Annotated in this window: 10 protein-coding genes and 2 pseudogenes; 7 read left to right on the top strand and 5 right to left on the bottom strand. The window is 74.0% G+C overall.

Going from position 1 to position 17,084, the window contains the following annotated elements; translation table 11 throughout:
• Positions 1-171 precede the first annotated feature (171 nt).
• Positions 172-2,226, bottom strand: a complete 2,055-nt coding sequence (locus G7070_RS01075) for a glucose PTS transporter subunit IIA (protein WP_166231213.1) — start codon at positions 2,224-2,226, stop codon at positions 172-174.
• A gap of 250 nt (positions 2,227-2,476) precedes the next feature.
• On the opposite strand from G7070_RS01075, the pseudogene G7070_RS19705 reads away from it, so the two are divergent.
• A pseudogene (locus G7070_RS19705) lies at positions 2,477-3,690 on the top strand (multidrug effflux MFS transporter).
• Between the two features lie 86 nt (positions 3,691-3,776).
• Positions 3,777-4,784 carry a PfkB family carbohydrate kinase gene (locus G7070_RS01065; protein WP_166231210.1) on the top strand — a complete coding sequence of 336 codons (1,008 nt, stop codon included), beginning with the start codon at positions 3,777-3,779 and terminating at the stop codon, positions 4,782-4,784.
• On the opposite strand, the gene G7070_RS01060 is transcribed toward G7070_RS01065, so the two are convergent.
• From G7070_RS01060 to G7070_RS01050, 3 genes are read right to left on the bottom strand one after another with little or no spacing between them, the layout of a single operon-like run.
• A complete protein-coding gene (locus G7070_RS01060) occupies positions 4,781-6,040 on the bottom strand; it encodes a GNAT family N-acetyltransferase (RefSeq protein ID WP_166231207.1) in 1,260 nt (419 codons plus the stop codon). The two genes, G7070_RS01065 and G7070_RS01060, sit on opposite strands and share 4 nt — an antisense overlap.
• Positions 6,041-6,093: 53 nt before the next feature.
• Complete coding sequence (fdhD, locus tag G7070_RS01055) at positions 6,094-6,912, bottom strand: formate dehydrogenase accessory sulfurtransferase FdhD (protein ID WP_166231204.1); 819 nt, start codon at positions 6,910-6,912, stop codon at positions 6,094-6,096.
• A complete protein-coding gene (locus G7070_RS01050; protein WP_166231201.1) occupies positions 6,913-9,216 on the bottom strand; it encodes an FdhF/YdeP family oxidoreductase in 2,304 nt (767 codons plus the stop codon).
• Between the two features lie 95 nt (positions 9,217-9,311).
• On the opposite strand from G7070_RS01050, the gene G7070_RS01045 reads away from it, so the two are divergent.
• The 3 genes and pseudogenes from G7070_RS01045 (at position 9,312) to G7070_RS01030 (ending at position 14,119) form a co-directional block, all read left to right on the top strand.
• Positions 9,312-10,034, top strand: coding sequence for a TIGR03936 family radical SAM-associated protein (locus tag G7070_RS01045; RefSeq protein ID WP_166231198.1), 723 nt, complete (start codon positions 9,312-9,314; stop codon positions 10,032-10,034).
• 665 nt (positions 10,035-10,699) lie between these two features.
• Positions 10,700-13,082: pseudogene (locus G7070_RS01035) on the top strand (Rne/Rng family ribonuclease).
• A 5-nt stretch (positions 13,083-13,087) separates the two neighbouring features.
• Positions 13,088-14,119 (top strand): DUF2891 family protein, encoded by a 1,032-nt coding sequence (locus G7070_RS01030; RefSeq protein ID WP_166231191.1) that lies wholly within the window; start codon positions 13,088-13,090, stop codon positions 14,117-14,119.
• Positions 14,120-14,123: 4 nt separating this feature from the next.
• On the opposite strand, the gene G7070_RS01025 is transcribed toward G7070_RS01030, so the two are convergent.
• Positions 14,124-15,323: a DUF445 domain-containing protein gene (locus G7070_RS01025; protein ID WP_166231188.1), complete on the bottom strand. Its 1,200-nt coding sequence runs from the start codon at positions 15,321-15,323 to the stop codon at positions 14,124-14,126.
• 211 nt (positions 15,324-15,534) lie between these two features.
• On the opposite strand from G7070_RS01025, the gene G7070_RS01020 reads away from it, so the two are divergent.
• Both G7070_RS01020 and G7070_RS01015 read left to right on the top strand, forming a co-directional pair.
• The gene (locus G7070_RS01020) at positions 15,535-16,221 is read left to right on the top strand and encodes a TM2 domain-containing protein (protein ID WP_166231185.1); all 687 of its coding nucleotides are present in this window, start codon (positions 15,535-15,537) and stop codon (positions 16,219-16,221) included.
• A 62-nt stretch (positions 16,222-16,283) separates the two neighbouring features.
• Positions 16,284-17,063: a PIG-L deacetylase family protein gene (locus G7070_RS01015; protein ID WP_166231182.1), complete on the top strand. Its 780-nt coding sequence runs from the start codon at positions 16,284-16,286 to the stop codon at positions 17,061-17,063.
• The last annotated feature ends 21 nt before the right edge of the window (positions 17,064-17,084 follow it).

Genomic DNA, 17,084 nt, shown 5'->3' with positions numbered 1-17,084 from the left:
CCTGCGATCCTCCTCAGCTGGTGTGGCGGCGGCGCTGGCCGCCGTTGGGACGCCGCGGCGGGTGAGCACCACGGTAGCGGTGGCGTCCGCGCCCCGGGGGGACGCGGCGACATCGCCGGGACGCGCGGCAGCCCGTGGCCGCGGTGACCACGGGCTGCCGAGGGGGGTCGGTCAGCGGGTGACGTCGATGATCGGGCCGCCCACCGCGACGGTGTCGCCGGTCAGCGGGGTGACCGAGCTCATCGCCTTGGTGTTGGTGATGGTGACGACCGTCGTGGTGTCGAACCCGGCCGCGCGGACCTTGTCGAGGTCGACCGTGACGAGCAGGTCGCCCTCGGCGACCTCCTGGCCCTTGGTGACGGCCACGTCGAAGCCCTCGCCCTTCATCTGGACCGTGTCGATGCCGACGTGCACCAGCACCTCGACGCCCGTGTCGGTCTTGATGCCGAACGCGTGCCCGGTCTTGGTGACCGTGGCGACCTTGCCGGCCACGGGGGAGTGCACCTGCGCCTGCGCGCCGGTCGGCTGGATGCCGACGCCGTCGCCGAGGGTCTTGGACGCGAACACCTTGTCCTCGACCTCGGTCACCGGGATGACGTGCCCGGCCATCGGCGAGCCGACGACGAGCTGCGCGCCCTTGTGGGCGTCCACCGCGGCGGCCGCGGCGGGGGCGGCCACGGCCGCGGCGCCGGCACCGGCGGGGGCCAGGAGCTCGGGGCCGGCCATCGGCGACTCGAGCTGCTCGACGGCGACCGGGTCCTTGTAGCCGGACACGATGACCAGGGCCATCGCGACGAAGAACGCGGCGGCGATGGCGATCGCGTAGATCCAGATCGGGTCGAACACCGGGATGGTGAGCAGCGAGGTGAAGGCGAACACGTTGGTCTTCACGCCGCCGATGCCGGCGCCCAGGATGCCGATGATGAGACCGCCGGTCAGACAGCCGACCAGCATGCGCGGGTAGATCCGCTTGAACCGCAGGTGGATGCCGTACAGGGACGGCTCGGAGATGCCGCCGAACAGGCCCGCGGCCAGCGCGCCGGTCGCGGTCTGCCGCATCTGGACGTCCTTGTCGCGCATCGACAGCACCAGCACGCCGGCGGTGGCGCCGAAGCAGGCGAAGTTCCACGCGCCCATGGGGCCCTGGATGAAGTCGTAGCCCAGCGTGTTGATGTTGATGAGCATCAGGGCGTTCAGCGGCCAGTGCAGGCCCAGCGGGACGAGGAAGGGGTAGATCAACGGGATCAGGATCGCGAACACGATGGGCGCGTTGGTGTTGAGCCAGGCCAGCCCGAAGCCCAGGCCGTTGCCGAGCCAGATGCCCAGCGGGCCGAGCAGGAACGCGGTGACGGGGATCATGATCGCCATCGAGATGAACGGCACGAACACCATCTGCACGTTCTCGGGGAAGACCTTCTTCAGGCCCTTGTAGAGCGGCGCGAGCAGCGCGACCATGATCAGCGGCACGAACACCTGGCCGCCGTAGTCGTTGAGCTGCAGCGGCAGGCCGAACACGTCGGCGACGCACTGGTTGGTGCCCAGCGTCTCGTTCACGGTGCACAGGACGCCGGGGACGCCGCTGTCGGGGTTGTTCAGCTTCATGAACTCGGGCGTCATCAGGGCGCCCATGATCGTGGCGCCGACCCACGGGTCGACGTTCAGCTTCTTGGCCGCGTTGTACGCCACCATCAGCGGCAGGAAGTAGAACACGGCGCGCCACATGGCGTCGACGAACACCCAGGCGGCGGGCTTGTCGGCGGCGCGGAAGTCCACCAGGCCGAGCGCGTCCAGCACCGCGGTGAACGCGATGATGAGCGAGGCGCCGAGCAGGACGCCCAGCAGCGGCCGGAACGAGTCGGACAGGTACTCGAAGAAGGCGTCGAGCCACCAGACCTTGCCGCGCGCCTTCGAGCGGGCGGCGGCCTTGACGTCGGCGTCGGACTGGGGGGCCGGACTGCCCGCCTTCGCCATGCTCGGGAGGTTCATGATGTCGGAGTAGACGCTCTGGACGGCGCCCCCGATGACGACCTGGAATCGGTCCCCGCCCTGGGGGACCGCGCCCATGACGCCGGGGATCTGGTCGATCTTGGCCGGGTCGACCTTGGAGGCGTCCCGCAGTTGGAAGCGGAGCCGGGTGGCACAGTGCGTCAGGCTCTCGATGTTGTCGGGCCCGCCGACCTCATCGACGATCGCCTGCGCGGCGGATCGGGTGGGGTTGGTTGTCATGATGGTTCCTGTTCTTTCGTGTTCCGTCGCCGCCCCCGAACGCAAAAAAGACCTGAGATGCGCACACGTGCGTCACCTCAGGTCTTGCCCCGGAAACGGGTAGCAACCCTGCTGAGCGGAAGCTCATGTATGACCCTAGCACGACGTCGGGGCCCGTGAGGGGGGACCACGGGACTACTGCCACGGCGTGTCGAGGGTCGCGCCTCGGGCGCCGCGGGGGAGAGGACCCGAACCCTGGCAGAATCGCGCGATGCCACAAACGCCTCGCATGCCCCCGCAGCCTGTCCTGCTGGTCGCGCTGGCCGGGCTGGGCATGGTGGGCCCGTTCACCATCGACACCATCTTCCCGGCGTTCGCGCAGATGGCCGTGGACCTGGACGTCACGCCGTTCGCCCTGCAGCAACTCCTGAGCGTGTACCTGCTGTCGTTCGCGGTGATGTCGCTGTTCCACGGCCCGCTGTCGGACGCGCTGGGCCGCAAGCCCGTCATCGTCGCCGGCCTGAGCGTCTACGCGCTGGCCTCGGTCGGCTGCGCGCTCGCGCCCGACCTGACCTGGCTGCTGATCCTGCGCGCCGTGCAGGGCGCCAGCGCCGGCGCGGGCCAGATCATCTCCCGCGCGATGGTCAGCGACCTGTTCGTCCGCGAGCGGGCGCAGCGCGTCATGGCGCAGATCGCGATGATCTTCGGGCTGGCGCCCGCCCTGGCCCCATCGTCGGGGGCTGGCTGCTGATCGGCGGCGACTGGCGCAGCATCTTCTGGTTCCTGGCGGCCCTCGGCGTGGCGCTGGTGGCGCTCACGCTGGTGGCGCTGCCGGAGTCGCACCCGGCCGCAGACCGCACGCCGTTGCGGGTCGGGCCGCTGCTGCGCAGCCTGTGGGCCGTGTTTCGGACGCCGAATGGGCGCCGGCTCGCGGCGATCGGCGGGCTCAACTTCGCCGGCATGTTCCTGTTCATCTCGTCGGCGCCCATGTTCATCGTGACGCTGCTGGGCGGCGGCGAGCAGGACTTCTGGCACCTCTTCGTGCCCCTGATCGGCGGCATGGTGGCCGGCTCCTGGATGAGCGGACGCCTCGCGGGCCGCATCCCGGGCCGTCAGGTCGCCACCCTCGGCTTCCGCGTCGCGCTGATCGGGGGGCTGGCCAACGTGCTGCTCGCGATGGTGCCCGCGACCCAGCACCTGCCGTGGATCGTGCTGGCGCTACCGATCTACACCTTCGGCATCGCCCTGACGGTCCCCACCGTCACGCTGGAGATGCTCGCCGAGTTCCCGCACACCCGGGGCGCCGCCAGCTCGGTGCAGTCGTTCGTGCAACTGTTCTTCAACGCCATCATCGCCGGGTTCGTCGCCCCCGCGGTCGCCTTCAGCCTGCCGAGCCTCGCGGCGAGCGCGGTCGGCTTCACCCTGCTGGGCGCCCTGGGCTGGACGTGGCACCTGCGCGCGCAGGGGGACGAGGCGACGGCCTGACCGTCCGGCCCTGTCGGGGTACGGGACCGGGGCTCGGTGGGCTCCGGGCCTGACGCGGCCCCGCGACGGCGTTTAGGGTGGGCGGCATGACCCCGGATCCGGCGCTGCTGTGCATCGGCGAGGCGCTCATCGACGTCGTCCTCCGCGAGGGCCGCGAGCCCGTCGAGCACGTGGGCGGCAGCCTGCTCAACGTGGCCGCCGGCACGGCGGCGCTCGGCGTCGACACGCTGCTGGCGTCCTGGTGGGGGCGCGACGCCCGCGGGGACCGGCTGGCGCAGGCCGCCCGCGCCGCCGGCGTCCGGGTGGTCGCCGGCAGCGACGGCGCCGAGCGGACGCCGGTCGCCCAGGCCCGAGTGGACGCCGGCGGGCACGCCCGCTACACCTTCGACCTGTCCTGGGACGTCCCCGCGCTGCCCGCGGCGTCCGGCATCGGGCACGTGCACACCGGGAGCCTGGCCGCGACCGTCGAGCCGGGCGGTCGCCGGGTGGCCGCCGAGGTGGCGCGGCTGCGGGCCGGCGCGACGGTGTCCTACGACCCGAACGCCCGGCCCGCGATCATGGGCTCGCCCATCGCCGTACGCGCCCGCATCGAGGACCTGATCGCCCTCAGCGACGTGGTCAAGGCCAGCGACGAGGACATCGCCTGGCTGTACCCGGGTGCCGACCCCGCGGCCGTGCTCGCCGCCTGGGCGCGTCGCGGCCCGGCCCTGGTCGTGATGACCCGCGGCGCGGACGGCGCGCTGGCCCGCCTGGCCCACGACGACACGGCGCTGCAGGTGGCCGCGCCGGCGGTCGAGGTGGCCGACACCGTCGGGGCGGGCGACTCGTTCATGGCCGGCCTGCTGGCGGGCCTGTGGGATCTTGGCCTGCTGGGCGGCCCCGAGGCCCGCGCCCGGCTCCGGCACGCCCGGTGGGAGGACGTGGCGGTGCCGCTGCGGCAGGCCGCCCTGACCAGCGCGCTCACGGTGCGCCGGGCCGGCGCCCACGCGCCCCGACCCGCGGAGGTGCGGGAGCTCGACGCCGCCGCGAGGCCGGCCGCCCGCGAGGAGCCGGCCTCGGACGCCGGGTCCGCGCCGGAGCGGCTGCAGCCCTAGAAGGCGGCCAGGTTGTAGGGCGCGGTGTCGGTCCGGAACAGCGCGGCCAGGCGCGCGACCTCGTCGTCGGGGCCGTGGATCTGCCCCGCCTGAGCGAGGGCCCGGGCGTCGGCGAGGCCGAAGTACAGGCTGCCGAGCGCCCGCGCCTCGACCCGCAGCGGCGCGTCGGTGCTGCGCGTGACCTCGGCCCGCCCGGCCGAGGCGGCGACGCGCCAGGTGCCCGCGGCGAAGCCCAGGGGGTCGATGACCTCGAGGCGCGCCTCGCCGTCGGCGTCCCACCCGCGGGCCTGCAGCGCCCCCGGCACGTCCAGCAGGCGCGTCCACGTGTAGTCCTCGACCCCGGTCGTGGTCAGGACGCGGGGGTCGGCCAGCGCCCACCGCAGCGGAGAGTCGGGCCCGAGGTGCCGGAAGACCACGCCCGTGACCAGGTCGATCGAGCCCAGGTACTGCCACAGGGCGAGCTCGGCCTCGGCGCCGGCCGTCACGAAGTCCCACACCCGGACGCTCTGCTCGGACTCGTTCACCGCGTAGGTGAGCACGCCGTCGGGCGCGCCGTCGGCGTCCCAGTGCACCGCCACCCGCAACTCGCGATGCGCGCTGTCGGTGTCGTACTCCCACACGCCGGTCTTGGACTTGGCGTAGAAGTGCGGCCGCTCGTGCGACCCGCGCGTCCGGGCGTGGAACCGCGCGAACACCTCCTCCCGCACGGCCTGGGAGTCGGCGGCCGGCGTCAGGACGACGCGGGGCTCGACCTCGCGCGACCAGGCGAGGCGGGGGCCGGTGTCCAGGCGCACCGAGCGGTGCTCGGTGGAGATGCCGAAGCCGAAGCGTCCGTAGATGGCGCCCTCGGACGCCGTCAGGGTCGCCAGCGCCAGCCCGTCGGCCTTCGCCCGGGTGAGGGCGTCCAGCATGAGGCGCTTCAGCAGCCCGCGCCGGCGATGGGTGGTGCGGACGGTGACCTCGCTGATGAACAGCGCGGGCTCGAGGCGTCCGCCGCCGACGTTGACGGTCTTGGCCCCGGACGCGAACGTGGCGACGGGCTGCTCGAGCTCGGCCACCGGCGCGAGGGCGGGCGGCGTCGCGTAGGCCGCGTCCAGGCGGTAGCCGTCGGCCACCACGTCGACGGCCCAGTGGTCGTAGGCCTCGTCGGGGCCGTCGGACATGCCGAAGCCGAGGCGGACGGCGTCCTGCCAGGCGCGCATCTCGGGCGTCACGGGGACGCTGGTGGGCACGGTGCGGAAGATGAAGTCGGACACCCCAGCAGGCTAGTGCAGCGGCCATCGGGCAACGGTGTTCGCCTGCGGGAGGCTCAGGCGCGGACGCGGTCGGGGCGGGTGTAGAGCGTCGCGCGCCCCTCGCGGACGAAGCCCGCCAGCGTCATCCCGGCGCGCTCGGCCAGGTCGACCGCGAGCGAGCTGGGCGCCGAGACCGCCGACAGCACCGGCAGGCCCGCCCGCACGGCCTTCTGCACGAGCTCGAAGGACGCCCGCCCGCTCACCTGCAGGACGACGCCGTGCAGCGGCAGCGACTCCTGCAGCAGCGCCCAGCCGATCACCTTGTCGACGGCGTTGTGGCGGCCGACGTCCTCGCGGACGACCAGCGGCCGACCCGTCGCGGTGAACAGCCCGGCGGCGTGCAGGCCGCCCGATCCGGCGAAGCCGTGCTGGTGCTCGCGCAGCGCGGCCGGGAGCCCCACCAGGACGCGGGCGTCGAGCTGGGTGGCGTCCGCGGCGACGTCGAAGCGACCCTGCCGGACCAGGGCGTCCAGCGACGCGGAGCCGCACGCCCCGCAGGCGCTGCTGGTGACCGTGACGCTGCGCGGGGGCGGGAGCGTGCCGGCCAGCGTCACCTCCAGCACGTTGTAGCCGGGCGTGGCGAGGGTGGCGTCCTCGGGCTCGCTGCGCGCGAACCGCGCGGTCAGGACGTCGGAGCGCTCGGCGATGTAGCCCTCGGCGTGCAGCCAGCCGTGCGCGAGCTCCAGATCGTGGCCCGGCGTGCGCATCGTCAGGGTCAGGACGCGGCCGCCGGAGCGCAGTTCCAGCGGCTCCTCGACGGCGACCGAGTCGGCGGCGCGGGGCGGGGCGTCCCCGACGACGGTGACGGGACGCCGCACGATGCCGGGCGCCACCTACTTCACCGGGACCGCGCGGGGGTCCGCGGCGGGTTCGAGGCGCACCACGATGGACTTCGAGGTGGGCGTGCCGGACTCCTCGGCGGTGGAGTCCAGCGGGACCAGGACGTTCGTCTCGGGGAAGTACGCTGCGGCGCAGCCGGGCGCCGTGGCGTGGTCGACGAGCCGGAAGGCGGGGGCGCGCCGCTCCTCGACGCCCGCGTCCGTGCGCCACTCCGACACCACGTCGACCAGGTCGCCGTTCGCGAACCCGAGCGCGCGGCGGTCGCCCTCGTTGACGAACAGGACGCGGCGGCCGTCCTTCACGCCGCGGTACACGTCGTCCATGCCGTAGACCGTCGTGTTGAACTGGTCGTGGCTGCGGACCGTCTGCAGCAGCAGCCGGCCCTCCGGCACCTCGACCGCGGTGAGCGGGTTCACGGTGAACTCGGCGCGGCCCGAACCGGTGTCGAAGCGGCGGGCGTCGCGGGGGCCGTTCGGCAGCGCGAACCCGCCGGGCAGCCGGACGCGCTCGTCGTAGCGGTCGAACCCGGGCACGACCGCCTCGATGGCGTCCCGCAGGCGGGCGTAGTCCTCGCCGAGCGCCGCCCAGTCGATGGGGGAGCGGCCGAAGACCCGCTCGGCGAGGCCGGTGACGATCGCGACCTCGGAGCGCAGTTGGTCGGAGGCGGGCGCGAGCCGCCCGCGCGACGCGTGCACCATGCCCATGGAGTCCTCGACCGTGACGAACTGCTCGCGGCCGCCGGTCTCGTCCCGCTCGGTGCGTCCGAGGGTGGGCAGGATCAGGGCCCGGCGTCCGGTGACGGCGTGGCTGCCGTTGAGCTTGGTGGAGACGTGGACGCTCAGGGCGGTCCGCCGCAGCGCGCGCTCGGTGCGCGCGGTGTCGGGGGTGGCGCGCACGAAGTTGCCGCCCAGGCCGAGGAACACCCGCGTCCGGCCGGCGTCCATCGCGCGGATGGCGGCGACGACGTCGTGGCCGTCCTCGCGCGGCATCCGGACGCCGTGGTGGCGCTCCAGCGCGTCCAGGAAGGCGGCCGGCGGGCGCTCGTTGATGCCGACGGTGCGGTCGCCCTGCACGTTGGAGTGCCCGCGGACCGGGCAGGCGCCCGCCCCGGGCCGCCCGACGTTGCCGCGCAGGAGGAGGAAGTTGACGATCTCGCGGATGGTCGGCACCGCGTTGCGGTGCTGCGTCAGCCCCATCGCCCAGCACACGATGACGGAGTCCGCCGCGACCACCTGGTCGGCGACGCGCTCGATCGTGGCCCGGTCGACCCCGGCGTGCGCCTCGATGGTGGCCCAGTCCAGCCCCGCCAGGTGCGCGGCGACCGCGTCGAAGCCGCGGGTGTGGTCGGCGATGAACGGCTCGTCCAGCGCGCCCCGCTCGATGAGGATCCGGTTGAGCCCCGCGAAGAAGGCCAGGTCGCCGTTGAGCCGGACCTGCACGTAGTCGTCGGACAGGTCCGTGCCCGGGCCGAGCACGCCGCGCGCCGTCTGCGGGTTCTTGAACCGCGTCAGGCTCGGCTCCAGCAGCGGGTTCAGCGCGATGATCCGCCCGCCGTTGCGCTTGGTGCGCTCCAGCGCGGACAGCATCCGCGGGTGGTTGGTGCCGGGGTTCTGCCCGGCGACGATGACCAGATCGCTGGTCTCCACGTCGGTGAGCGTCACCGTCCCCTTGCCGATGCCGAGCGTCTGGGTGAGGGCGACGCCGGAGCTCTCGTGGCACAGGTTGGAGCAGTCGGGCAGGTTGTTGGTGCCCCACTGCCGCACGAAGAGCTGGTAGGCGTAGGCCGCCTCGTTCGACGTCCGGCCCGAGGTGTAGAAGGTGGCCTCGTCGGGGCTGTCGCAGGCGGCCAACTCCGCGGCGATCAGGTCGAACGCCTCGTCCCAGCCGATCGGCTCGTAGTGCGTGCCGCCCTCGGGCAGCAGCATCGGGTGCGTGAGGCGGCCCTGCTGACCCAGCCAGTGATCGGACCGCTCGGCGAGGTCGGCGACGGGGTGCTCGGCGAAGAAGGCGGGGGTCACCCGGCGCAGCGTGGCCTCCTCGGCGACGGCCTTGGCGCCGTTCTCGCAGAACTCGGCGGCGTGCCGGTGGTCGGGATCGGGCCAGGCGCAGCCGGGGCAGTCGAAGCCCGACTTCTGGTTCACGGCGGTCAGCGTCAGCGCGGCGCGGGGCACCCCCATCTGCTCGGTGGCCATCCGCAGGGCCCGCAGCACCGCCGGGACGCCGGCGGCCGCCCGCGACGGCTCGACGATCTCCAGGCGGGCGTCGCCCGGGTCGGCGTCCGGTGCCGGTCGCGCCATGGCGCACCTCCTGATCGTTGGTCGCACACCGCGATGGTTCAGGCACCCTACCCGGCACCCGCAAGCCTGGATAGGCTCGGCTAGGCTCAGCCACCGTGACGAACAGCGCCCGACGCCAGCCCGAGCAGCAGGCACCGCCGGTGCAGAAACTGCAGGTCCGCTACGCCAAGCGGGGCCGGGCCCGCTTCACCTCGCACCGCGATTTCGCCCGTGCCTTCGAGCGCGCGCTGCGCCGGGCCGGGGTCCCGATGGCGTACAGCTCCGGCTTCAACCCGCACCCCCGGGTGTCCTTCGCCAACGCCTCGCCGACGGGCGCCGCCACCGAGGCCGAGTACCTCGAGATCGGCCTGAGCGAGCGCGTCGACCCGGACGAGGTCGCCGCGGCCCTGAACGCCGCCATGCCGGGCGGACTGGCGATCGTGGAGGTGGTCGAGGCGGCGGGTCCGCTCGCGGACCGGCTCACCGCGTCCGCGTGGGGCATCGCGCTGCCCGGGGCCGACCCGGACGCGCTGGCCGCGGCCGTGGCCGCCCTGCTGGCGGCGGAGCACCTCGAGGTCGAGCGGATGACCAAGACCGGCATGCGCGCGTTCGACGCCCGCGCGGCGATCGCCGATCTGACGCTCGTCGAGCCCGGACGGCTGCGGGTCGTGCTCACCCACGGCACGCCGCTGGTGCGTCCCGACGACGTGCTGCAGGCGCTCACCCGCGTGGACGCGGGGTTCGCGCCCGCCGAGCCGCCGGTGCTGACCCGGCTCGCGCAGGGCCGGTTGGAGGACGGCCGGATCGTCGGTCCGTTCGAGCAGCGCCCCGCGGACTGAGCCCGCGCCGGGACGTGGCGAGGCTGCGTCGGCGCGTATCGCTGGGGTTTGCCCGGTCCGTGTGGAAGAATGGAGGCCGGATCGGATGCCATTCGGTGTCCGATCGGGGCACCAGGCCGCGACGAGTCGATCGACCGCGGCGGGTACCCCCAGATCGCAAGCTTCGTCGCGCCAAGGGCGTTCGTCCTGGTCGCGCGACCTACCGTACGGCGGGGCGACCCGCCGCGTGAGGAGAGCAACATGCTCGATTCGGACGCACCCACCGGTGCCACCTCTGAATCTTCTGAACCGACGACCCCTGCGCCGCGCCGCCGCCGGCGCGCCGCGACCCGCCCGGCGGGTCCGCCCGCCGAGGTGGTGACCCCCGCCGAACCGGCCCCGCCGACGTCGCCGAGCAGGCCGCCGCCGTGGGGGAGACCCCGAGGAATACGCCGCCGCGACCGAGGTCGTCGAGGAGAGCGTCCCCGCCGCCGAGCCGGTCGAGGCACCGCCCGCCGAGGCCGTGTCCGCCGCGGAGGAGGAAGCCGAGCCCGAGGCTCCGGCCGAGGAGGCACCCGCCGCTGAGGCCGACGAGCCCGCCGAGCCCGAGACTCCCGCCGAGGACGCCGAACCCGAGACACCCGCCGACAGCGCGGACGTGGCGGCGCCGGCCCAGGACCAGGACGCTGAGCAGGCCCCGGACGCGGCGACCGCCGAGGACGCCCCCGCGCCGGCCGAGGAAGCCCCCGCCGAGAACGACGCTCCGGCCGAGGACGCCGCCGCGGAGACCCCCGCGCCCGACGCGCCGCAGGCCGAGGCCACCCCGACGAGGGCGCCGCGGACCAGGGCGAGGCCTCCGACGAGGACACCCCGGCCCCCGCCCGCCGGACGAGCCGCGCCGGCACCCGCAGCACCCGACGCCGGGGCGGCCGCCGCCGCGCCGACGCCGACGAGCACGCCGAGTCCGGTGACACCGCCGACGAGGTCGGCGCGAGCCTGGCCGAGCTGACCGCCTCGCGCGAGAAGGGCGAGCAGGAGGACGCCGCGCGCGACGACGCCGACGTCACCGCCGCGCTCGACAGCCTCGCGGCCGCCATCGGGGGCGACCAGCCCGCGGCGTCCGACGAGGACACCGACGACGACAACGACGGCGATTCCGACGACTCCGAGGACGCCGACGGCGAGAACGACGACGCGACGCCGCGCCGCCGCCGTCGCCGCCGCGGCGGCCGTCGCCGGCGCCGCAGCACCGACGAGCACGACGGCGATTCCGACGATTCGGACTCCGACGAGGACTCCTCCGACGGCGGCGACGCCGAGGGCGAGGACGCCTCGGAGGCCGGCGCGTCCGACGAGGGCGACGATGGCGACGGTGACGACCACTCCGAGTCGTCCTCCGGCTCGTCGCGCCGCCGCCGCCGGCGCCGCCGCCGCGGTGAGGACACCGGCGCGGCCGACGAGGACGGCGTCGACGTCGTCATCAAGGTCCGCGAGCCCCGTCGCACCAAGTCGCCCAACGACGAGATCACCGGCATCGAGGGCTCCACGCGCATGGAGGCCAAGCGTCAGCGCCGCCGCGAGGGCCGCGCCGCCGGCCGCCGCCGCGCCCCGATCCTGTCCGAGGCCGAGTTCCTGGCCCGGCGCGAGTCGCTCGACCGGCAGATGCTGATCCGCCAGGCCGAGGACTACACCCAGATCGCGGTGCTGGAGGACGGCATCCTGGTCGAGCACTACGTGGACCGCGACAGCTCGGCGTCCCTGATCGGCAACGTCTACCTGGGGCGCGTCCAGAACGTGCTGCCCAGCATGGAGGCCGCCTTCATCGACATCGGCCGCGGCCGCAACGCCGTGATCTACGCCGGCGAGGTCGACTGGGACGCCTACGGCGTGACCGGCGAGGACCGCCGCATCGAGAAGGTGCTCAAGTCCGGCCAGACGATCCTGGTGCAGGTCACCAAGGATCCGATCGGTGCGAAGGGCGCCCGCCTGACCGGCCACATCTCGGTCCCGGGCCGCTACGTCGTGTACTGCCCGGGCGGACAGCTCTCGGGCATCTCCCGCAAGCTCCCCGACGGGGAACGGGCCCGCCTCAAGGGCATCCTGGACGCCGCCGTCGGCGACAACGCCTCGGTCATCGTGCGCACCGCCGCCGAGGGGGCGAGCCAGGACGAGCTGGAGCGCGACGTCCACCGCCTGCAGGCGCAGTGGGAGGTCATCGAGAAGAAGGTGAAGGCCGGCTCGGCCCCGCAGCAGCTCTACGCGGAGCCCGACCTGACCGTCCGCATCGTGCGCGACCTGTTCACCGAGGACTTCACCGCCCTCGTCGTCGAGGGCAACGGCCAGGGCGAGGACGCCTGGGACACCGTCGAGGGCTACGTCACGCACGTCGCGCCGCACCTCAGCGAGCGGCTGCGCCGCTGGGACCGGGAGACCGAGGGCGACCTGTTCGACAAGTTCCGCGTCAACGAGCAGGTGTCCAAGGCGCTCGAGCGCAAGGTGCATCTGCCCTCCGGCGGCTCGCTCATCATCGACCGCACCGAGGCGATGACCGTCATCGACGTCAACACCGGCAAGTTCACCGGCACGTCGGGCAACCTCGAGGCCACCGTCACCTCCAACAACCTGGAGGCGGCCGAGGAGGTCGTCCGCCAGCTGCGGCTGCGCGACATCGGCGGCATCATCGTCATCGACTTCATCGACATGGTGCTGCCCGCCAACCGCGAGCTGCTGCTGCGCCGGCTGGTGGAGTGCCTGGGCCGCGACCGCACCCGCCACCAGGTCGCCGAGGTCACCTCGCTCGGCCTGGTGCAGATGACCCGCAAGCGGATCGGCACCGGCCTGGCCGAGGCGTTCACGGTGAGCTGCGAGACCTGCAACGGCCGCGGCTACCACGTCCACGACGCCCCCGTCGCCACCCAGTCTCCCGCCGACGGCGGGGACCGCGACCACGGCCGCCGCCCCAGCCGCTCCCGCTCGGGCCGCTCCCGCGGCCGCTCCGACAACGGCAAGGGCTCGGAGTCGAACGGCGGCGACCACGCGGCCGCCGGCTCCGCCGCAGCCGACTCCTGAGCGACGTGACCGCGCGACCGACCCCCGACCAGGCGCAGGCCTGGGCCGGGACGGTCGTGGCGGCCGTCCGCCGCCCCTACCCGTGGGCGGCCCAGCACACCGTCACCGGGCCCGACGACGTCGACGTCACGCCCACGCGGCTGCATCCGGCCTTCCACGGCAGCTACGACTGGCACAGCTGCGTCCACATGCTGTGGTCCGGGGTCACGCTGCTCGGCCTGCCCGGACGCCCACTGGACGCCGACGCGGCGGCCGCGCTGACCGCCCTGCTGGACGAGCGCCTCACCCCGGACGCCGTGGCCGCCGAGGCGGACCTGCTGCGCCGGCGTCCGAGCTTCGAGCGGCCCTACGGCTGGGCCTGGGCGCTGCAGCTCGTCGCCGCGGCCGCCACGTCGCCCCACCCGCACGCCCCGCGCTGGGCCACGGCGCTCGCGCCGCTGGGGGACGTGCTGGCGCAGCGGTTCGCCGACTGGCTGCCCGGGATGCCGCTGCCGGTGCGCGTCGGCACCCACCAGAACACCGCGTTCGCGCTGGCGCTGGCCCGCGACGCCGCCCTGGACCTGGGGCGGCGCGACCTGGTCGGCGCGATCGACGCGGCCGCGACCCGCTGGTTCGGCGCGGACCGCGCCTACCCGATCGCGTGGGAGCCGGGCGGCCACGACTTCCTGTCGGCGGGCCTGAGCGAGGCGGTCCTGATGGCCCGCGTCCTGGGGCCGGACGCCGCGGGCTGGCTCGCGGACTTCCTCCCGGGGCTGGCCCGCGAGGGCGACCCCGTGTTCGCCGCGCCCGTGGGTGCCGACGCCGCCGACGGCCAGTTGGCGCACCTGCTCGGGCTCGCGCTGTCGCGGTCCTGGCACCTGCGCGAGCTCGCCGGCCTGCTGGACGCCGACGCCGCCGCCCGGATCGCGGCCCGCACCGAGCCGGAGGTGGAGCGGGTCGCCCGCGAGATCGTCGAGGGCGACTTCATGGCGACCCATTGGCTGGTCAGCTTCGCCCTCAAGGCCGAACTCGCCGCCGGGGCGCGCGGGCGGCGCTGACCGGCTACAGCAGCAGCTGGGTCACCGCGTGGATGATCAGGCCGACCAGCGCGCCCACGACGGTGCCGTTGATGCGGATGAACTGCAGGTCCCGGCCCACGTAGAGCTCGATGCGGCGCGACGCGCTCTGGCCGTCCCACTCCTTGATGGTGTGGCTGATGACCGAGCTGAGCTCCCGGCCGTAGGTGGTGACGAGGTAGCCCACGGCGTCCTGGGCGAGCCCGTCGACGCGCGCCTGCTGCGCCTCGTCCACCACCAGGGTGCGGCCCAGGTCCTCGATCATCGCCACGGCGCGGGCCCGGATGGTCGAGTCGGGGTCGTCCAGGGCGTCGTTCAGGCTGGCGCGCAGGCTCTGCCACAGCGAGATCACGGTGTCGCCGATCTGCGGGTGCATCAGCAGCTTGACCTTCAGCGCCTCGGCGCGGGCCTGCACGGACGCGTCCTCGCCCAGGTCGGAGGCGATCCGCAGCAGCAGGGCGTCGAGCGCCTGCCGGGTCTGGTGCTCGGGGTCGTCCCGGACGGCCGCGACCCAGTCCAGCGCCTGCCAGTACAGGGCGGACACGACCCGCTGGTTGACGAACTGCGGCGACCACTTCGGCGCGCGCTCGTGCAGCATCGCGGTGAAGTCGCGGGGATTCTTGGTGAGCCAGGTGTAGAGCTCGCGCAGCACCAGGTCGACCAGCCCCTTGTGCGCGCGGTCCTCGACGATGGCCTCCAGCAGGGCCCCTGTCATCGGGGCGACCTCCTCCTTGGCCAGGCGGGGGAGCAGCACGTCGGTCGCGACGCTGCGGACGTCCTCGTCGCTCACCTTGTTCAGGGCGGCCTTCAGGATCCGTACGGCCTCGACCACCAGTCGGCGCGCGTGGGCCTCGTCCTGCAGCCAGACGCCGAGGCGGCGCGCCAGGTGGGCGTCCGCCATCCGCTCGCGGACGATCCCCTCGGTGAGGAAGTTGTCGGCGAAGAACGACTGCAGCGAGCCGGCGAGCTCGTCCTTCTTGCGGGGGATGATGGCGGTGTGGGGGATCGGGATGCCGAGCGGGTGCTTGAACAGGGCGGTGACGGCGAACCAGTCGGCCATCGCGCCCACCATCGCCGCCTCGGCCATGGTGTTGACGTACCCCCAGACGCCCGCGTGATCCAGGCGGAACGTGAGGAGGTAGATCACCGCCGCCGCGATCAGCAGGGACAGGGCGACGACCTTCATCCGGCGGAGCCGGCGTAGGCGTTGTTCGTCTCCGGGGGACAGGGCCATCAGCTGCACCGATCCAGCATTCCACGGCCGCCGGGTCGAGACCTCAGGGGCTCCCCGGTGCGTGCCCGGTCCCGGTCCGGCACCGGCCCGTCCATAACGGTGAACACCGTCGGTGGGCGCTGATATCTTCGCAGCGCCGCCCGGCACCACGAGAGAGAGTGTCATGTCAGACCCGCAGTCCCCGCCGCCCTTCCCCGACTTCGGCAAGCCGCTCTCCGCGGACCCCGCCGAGCCCCTCGCGTCGCGGGAAGCGCCCTTCCCGGACTTCGGCAAGCCGCTCGCCGCGGACCCCGCCGAGCCCCTCGGGTCGCCCGGGGTGCCGTTCACGACGCCCACGTTCGATGCGGGCCCCTCCCCGTACGGGACGGGGCGCACCGCCGAACCGAGGGGCTTCGAGGCGCCGGGCTTCGGGACGCCGGCCGACCCGTACGCCACCGGATTCGGGACGCCGACGAACGCCTACGCCACGGGGTTCGGCTCCAACCCGGGCGGCTACGACGCCTCCGCGGGCCGGCCCGCGCCGCCCTACGCCCCGGCGCCGTACCCCGTGCCCGCCTACGGCGTCATGGGGCCCGGGTACGGGGTCGGGATCTCCGCGCCGTACGGCCTGGACCCGCTCACGGGGATCCCCTACTCCGACAAGAGCAAGCTGGCGGCCGGCCTGCTGCAGATCTTCCTGGGCTGGCTGGGCGTGGGCCGCTTCTACATGGGCAACGTCGGCATGGGCATCGCCCAGATCCTGGTGACCTTCCTCACCATGGGCTTCGGCATCCTCTGGCCCGTGATCGACGGGATCATCATCCTGGCGGGCAGCCCCCGCGACAGCGCGGGACGCCCGCTGCGGCCCTGACCGACCGCCCGAGGGATGGGCGTCGCCGCGCGCTGTGAGGCGCGTGGTGGCACAGTGGCGCCGTGTCCACCATCGTGTTCGTCCACGCCCATCCCGACGACGAGGCCAGCCAGACCTCGGGGACCATCGCGCGCGCCGTCGCGCAGGGGCACCGCGTCGTCATCATCTACGCCACCGACGGCAGCCAGGGCACGTTGCCCGAGGGGGAGGCCGGCTCGCTGGCCGAGCTGCGCCGGGCCGAGGCGGAGGCGTCCGCCGTCGTCACGGGCGCCCAGCGGCTGGTGTGGCTGCCCTACCACGACTCCGGGATGCGCGGCTGGGACAGCAACGCGGCCGAGGGCGCCTTCATGCGGGCCGACGTGGACGCCGTCGCGCGCGAGATCGCGGACGTCCTCGACGAGGAGGACGCCGACGCGCTGGTCGGCTACGACTGGCACGGCGGCTACGGTCACCCCGACCACGTCCAGGTGCATCGGGTGACGCGCCGCGCCGCCGACGTGGCCGCGCGCCGGCCCCGCTACCTGGAGGCGACCATGAACCGCGACCGGATGCGCCGCTTCGCCGTCGAGGCCGCGGCCCAGGGATTCGAGGGGTGGGACGTCGACGCCCCCATGGACGACGGCAACCCGATCGGGACGCCCGAGGCGCACCTGCACTGGGCGGTCGACATCTCCGACCTGATCCAGGTGAAGCGGGACGCGCTGGCGGCGCACGCCAGCCAGCCCGACGCCGCCGGGATGCTCCTGATGCCGCCGCCAGCGTTCGCGGTGATGTTCGGACAGGAGTTCCTGCGCGAGCCCGACCGCGCCCCCGGCATGGTGGAGGGCTGGCCGTTCGACTGAGCGCGCGCCCCGGCGCAGGGG

Source organism: Propioniciclava coleopterorum, assembly GCF_011393335.1.
Taxonomy (GTDB): domain Bacteria; phylum Actinomycetota; class Actinomycetes; order Propionibacteriales; family Propionibacteriaceae; genus Propioniciclava; species Propioniciclava coleopterorum.
This window is presented reverse-complemented; position numbering and strand designations above follow the sequence as displayed.

What these genes read in the sequence shown, in the direction of transcription:
- G7070_RS01075 (WP_166231213.1), bottom strand. Translation starts at nt 2,226, where the DNA reads ATGACAACCAACCCCACCCGATCCGCCGCGCAGGCGATCGTCGATGAG.
- G7070_RS01065 (WP_166231210.1), top strand. Translation starts at nt 3,777, where the DNA reads ATGACCCCGGATCCGGCGCTGCTGTGCATCGGCGAGGCGCTCATCGAC.
- G7070_RS01050 (WP_166231201.1), bottom strand. Translation starts at nt 9,216, where the DNA reads ATGGCGCGACCGGCACCGGACGCCGACCCGGGCGACGCCCGCCTGGAG.
- G7070_RS01020 (WP_166231185.1), top strand. Translation starts at nt 15,535, where the DNA reads ATGTCAGACCCGCAGTCCCCGCCGCCCTTCCCCGACTTCGGCAAGCCG.
- G7070_RS01025 (WP_166231188.1), bottom strand. Translation starts at nt 15,323, where the DNA reads ATGAAGGTCGTCGCCCTGTCCCTGCTGATCGCGGCGGCGGTGATCTAC.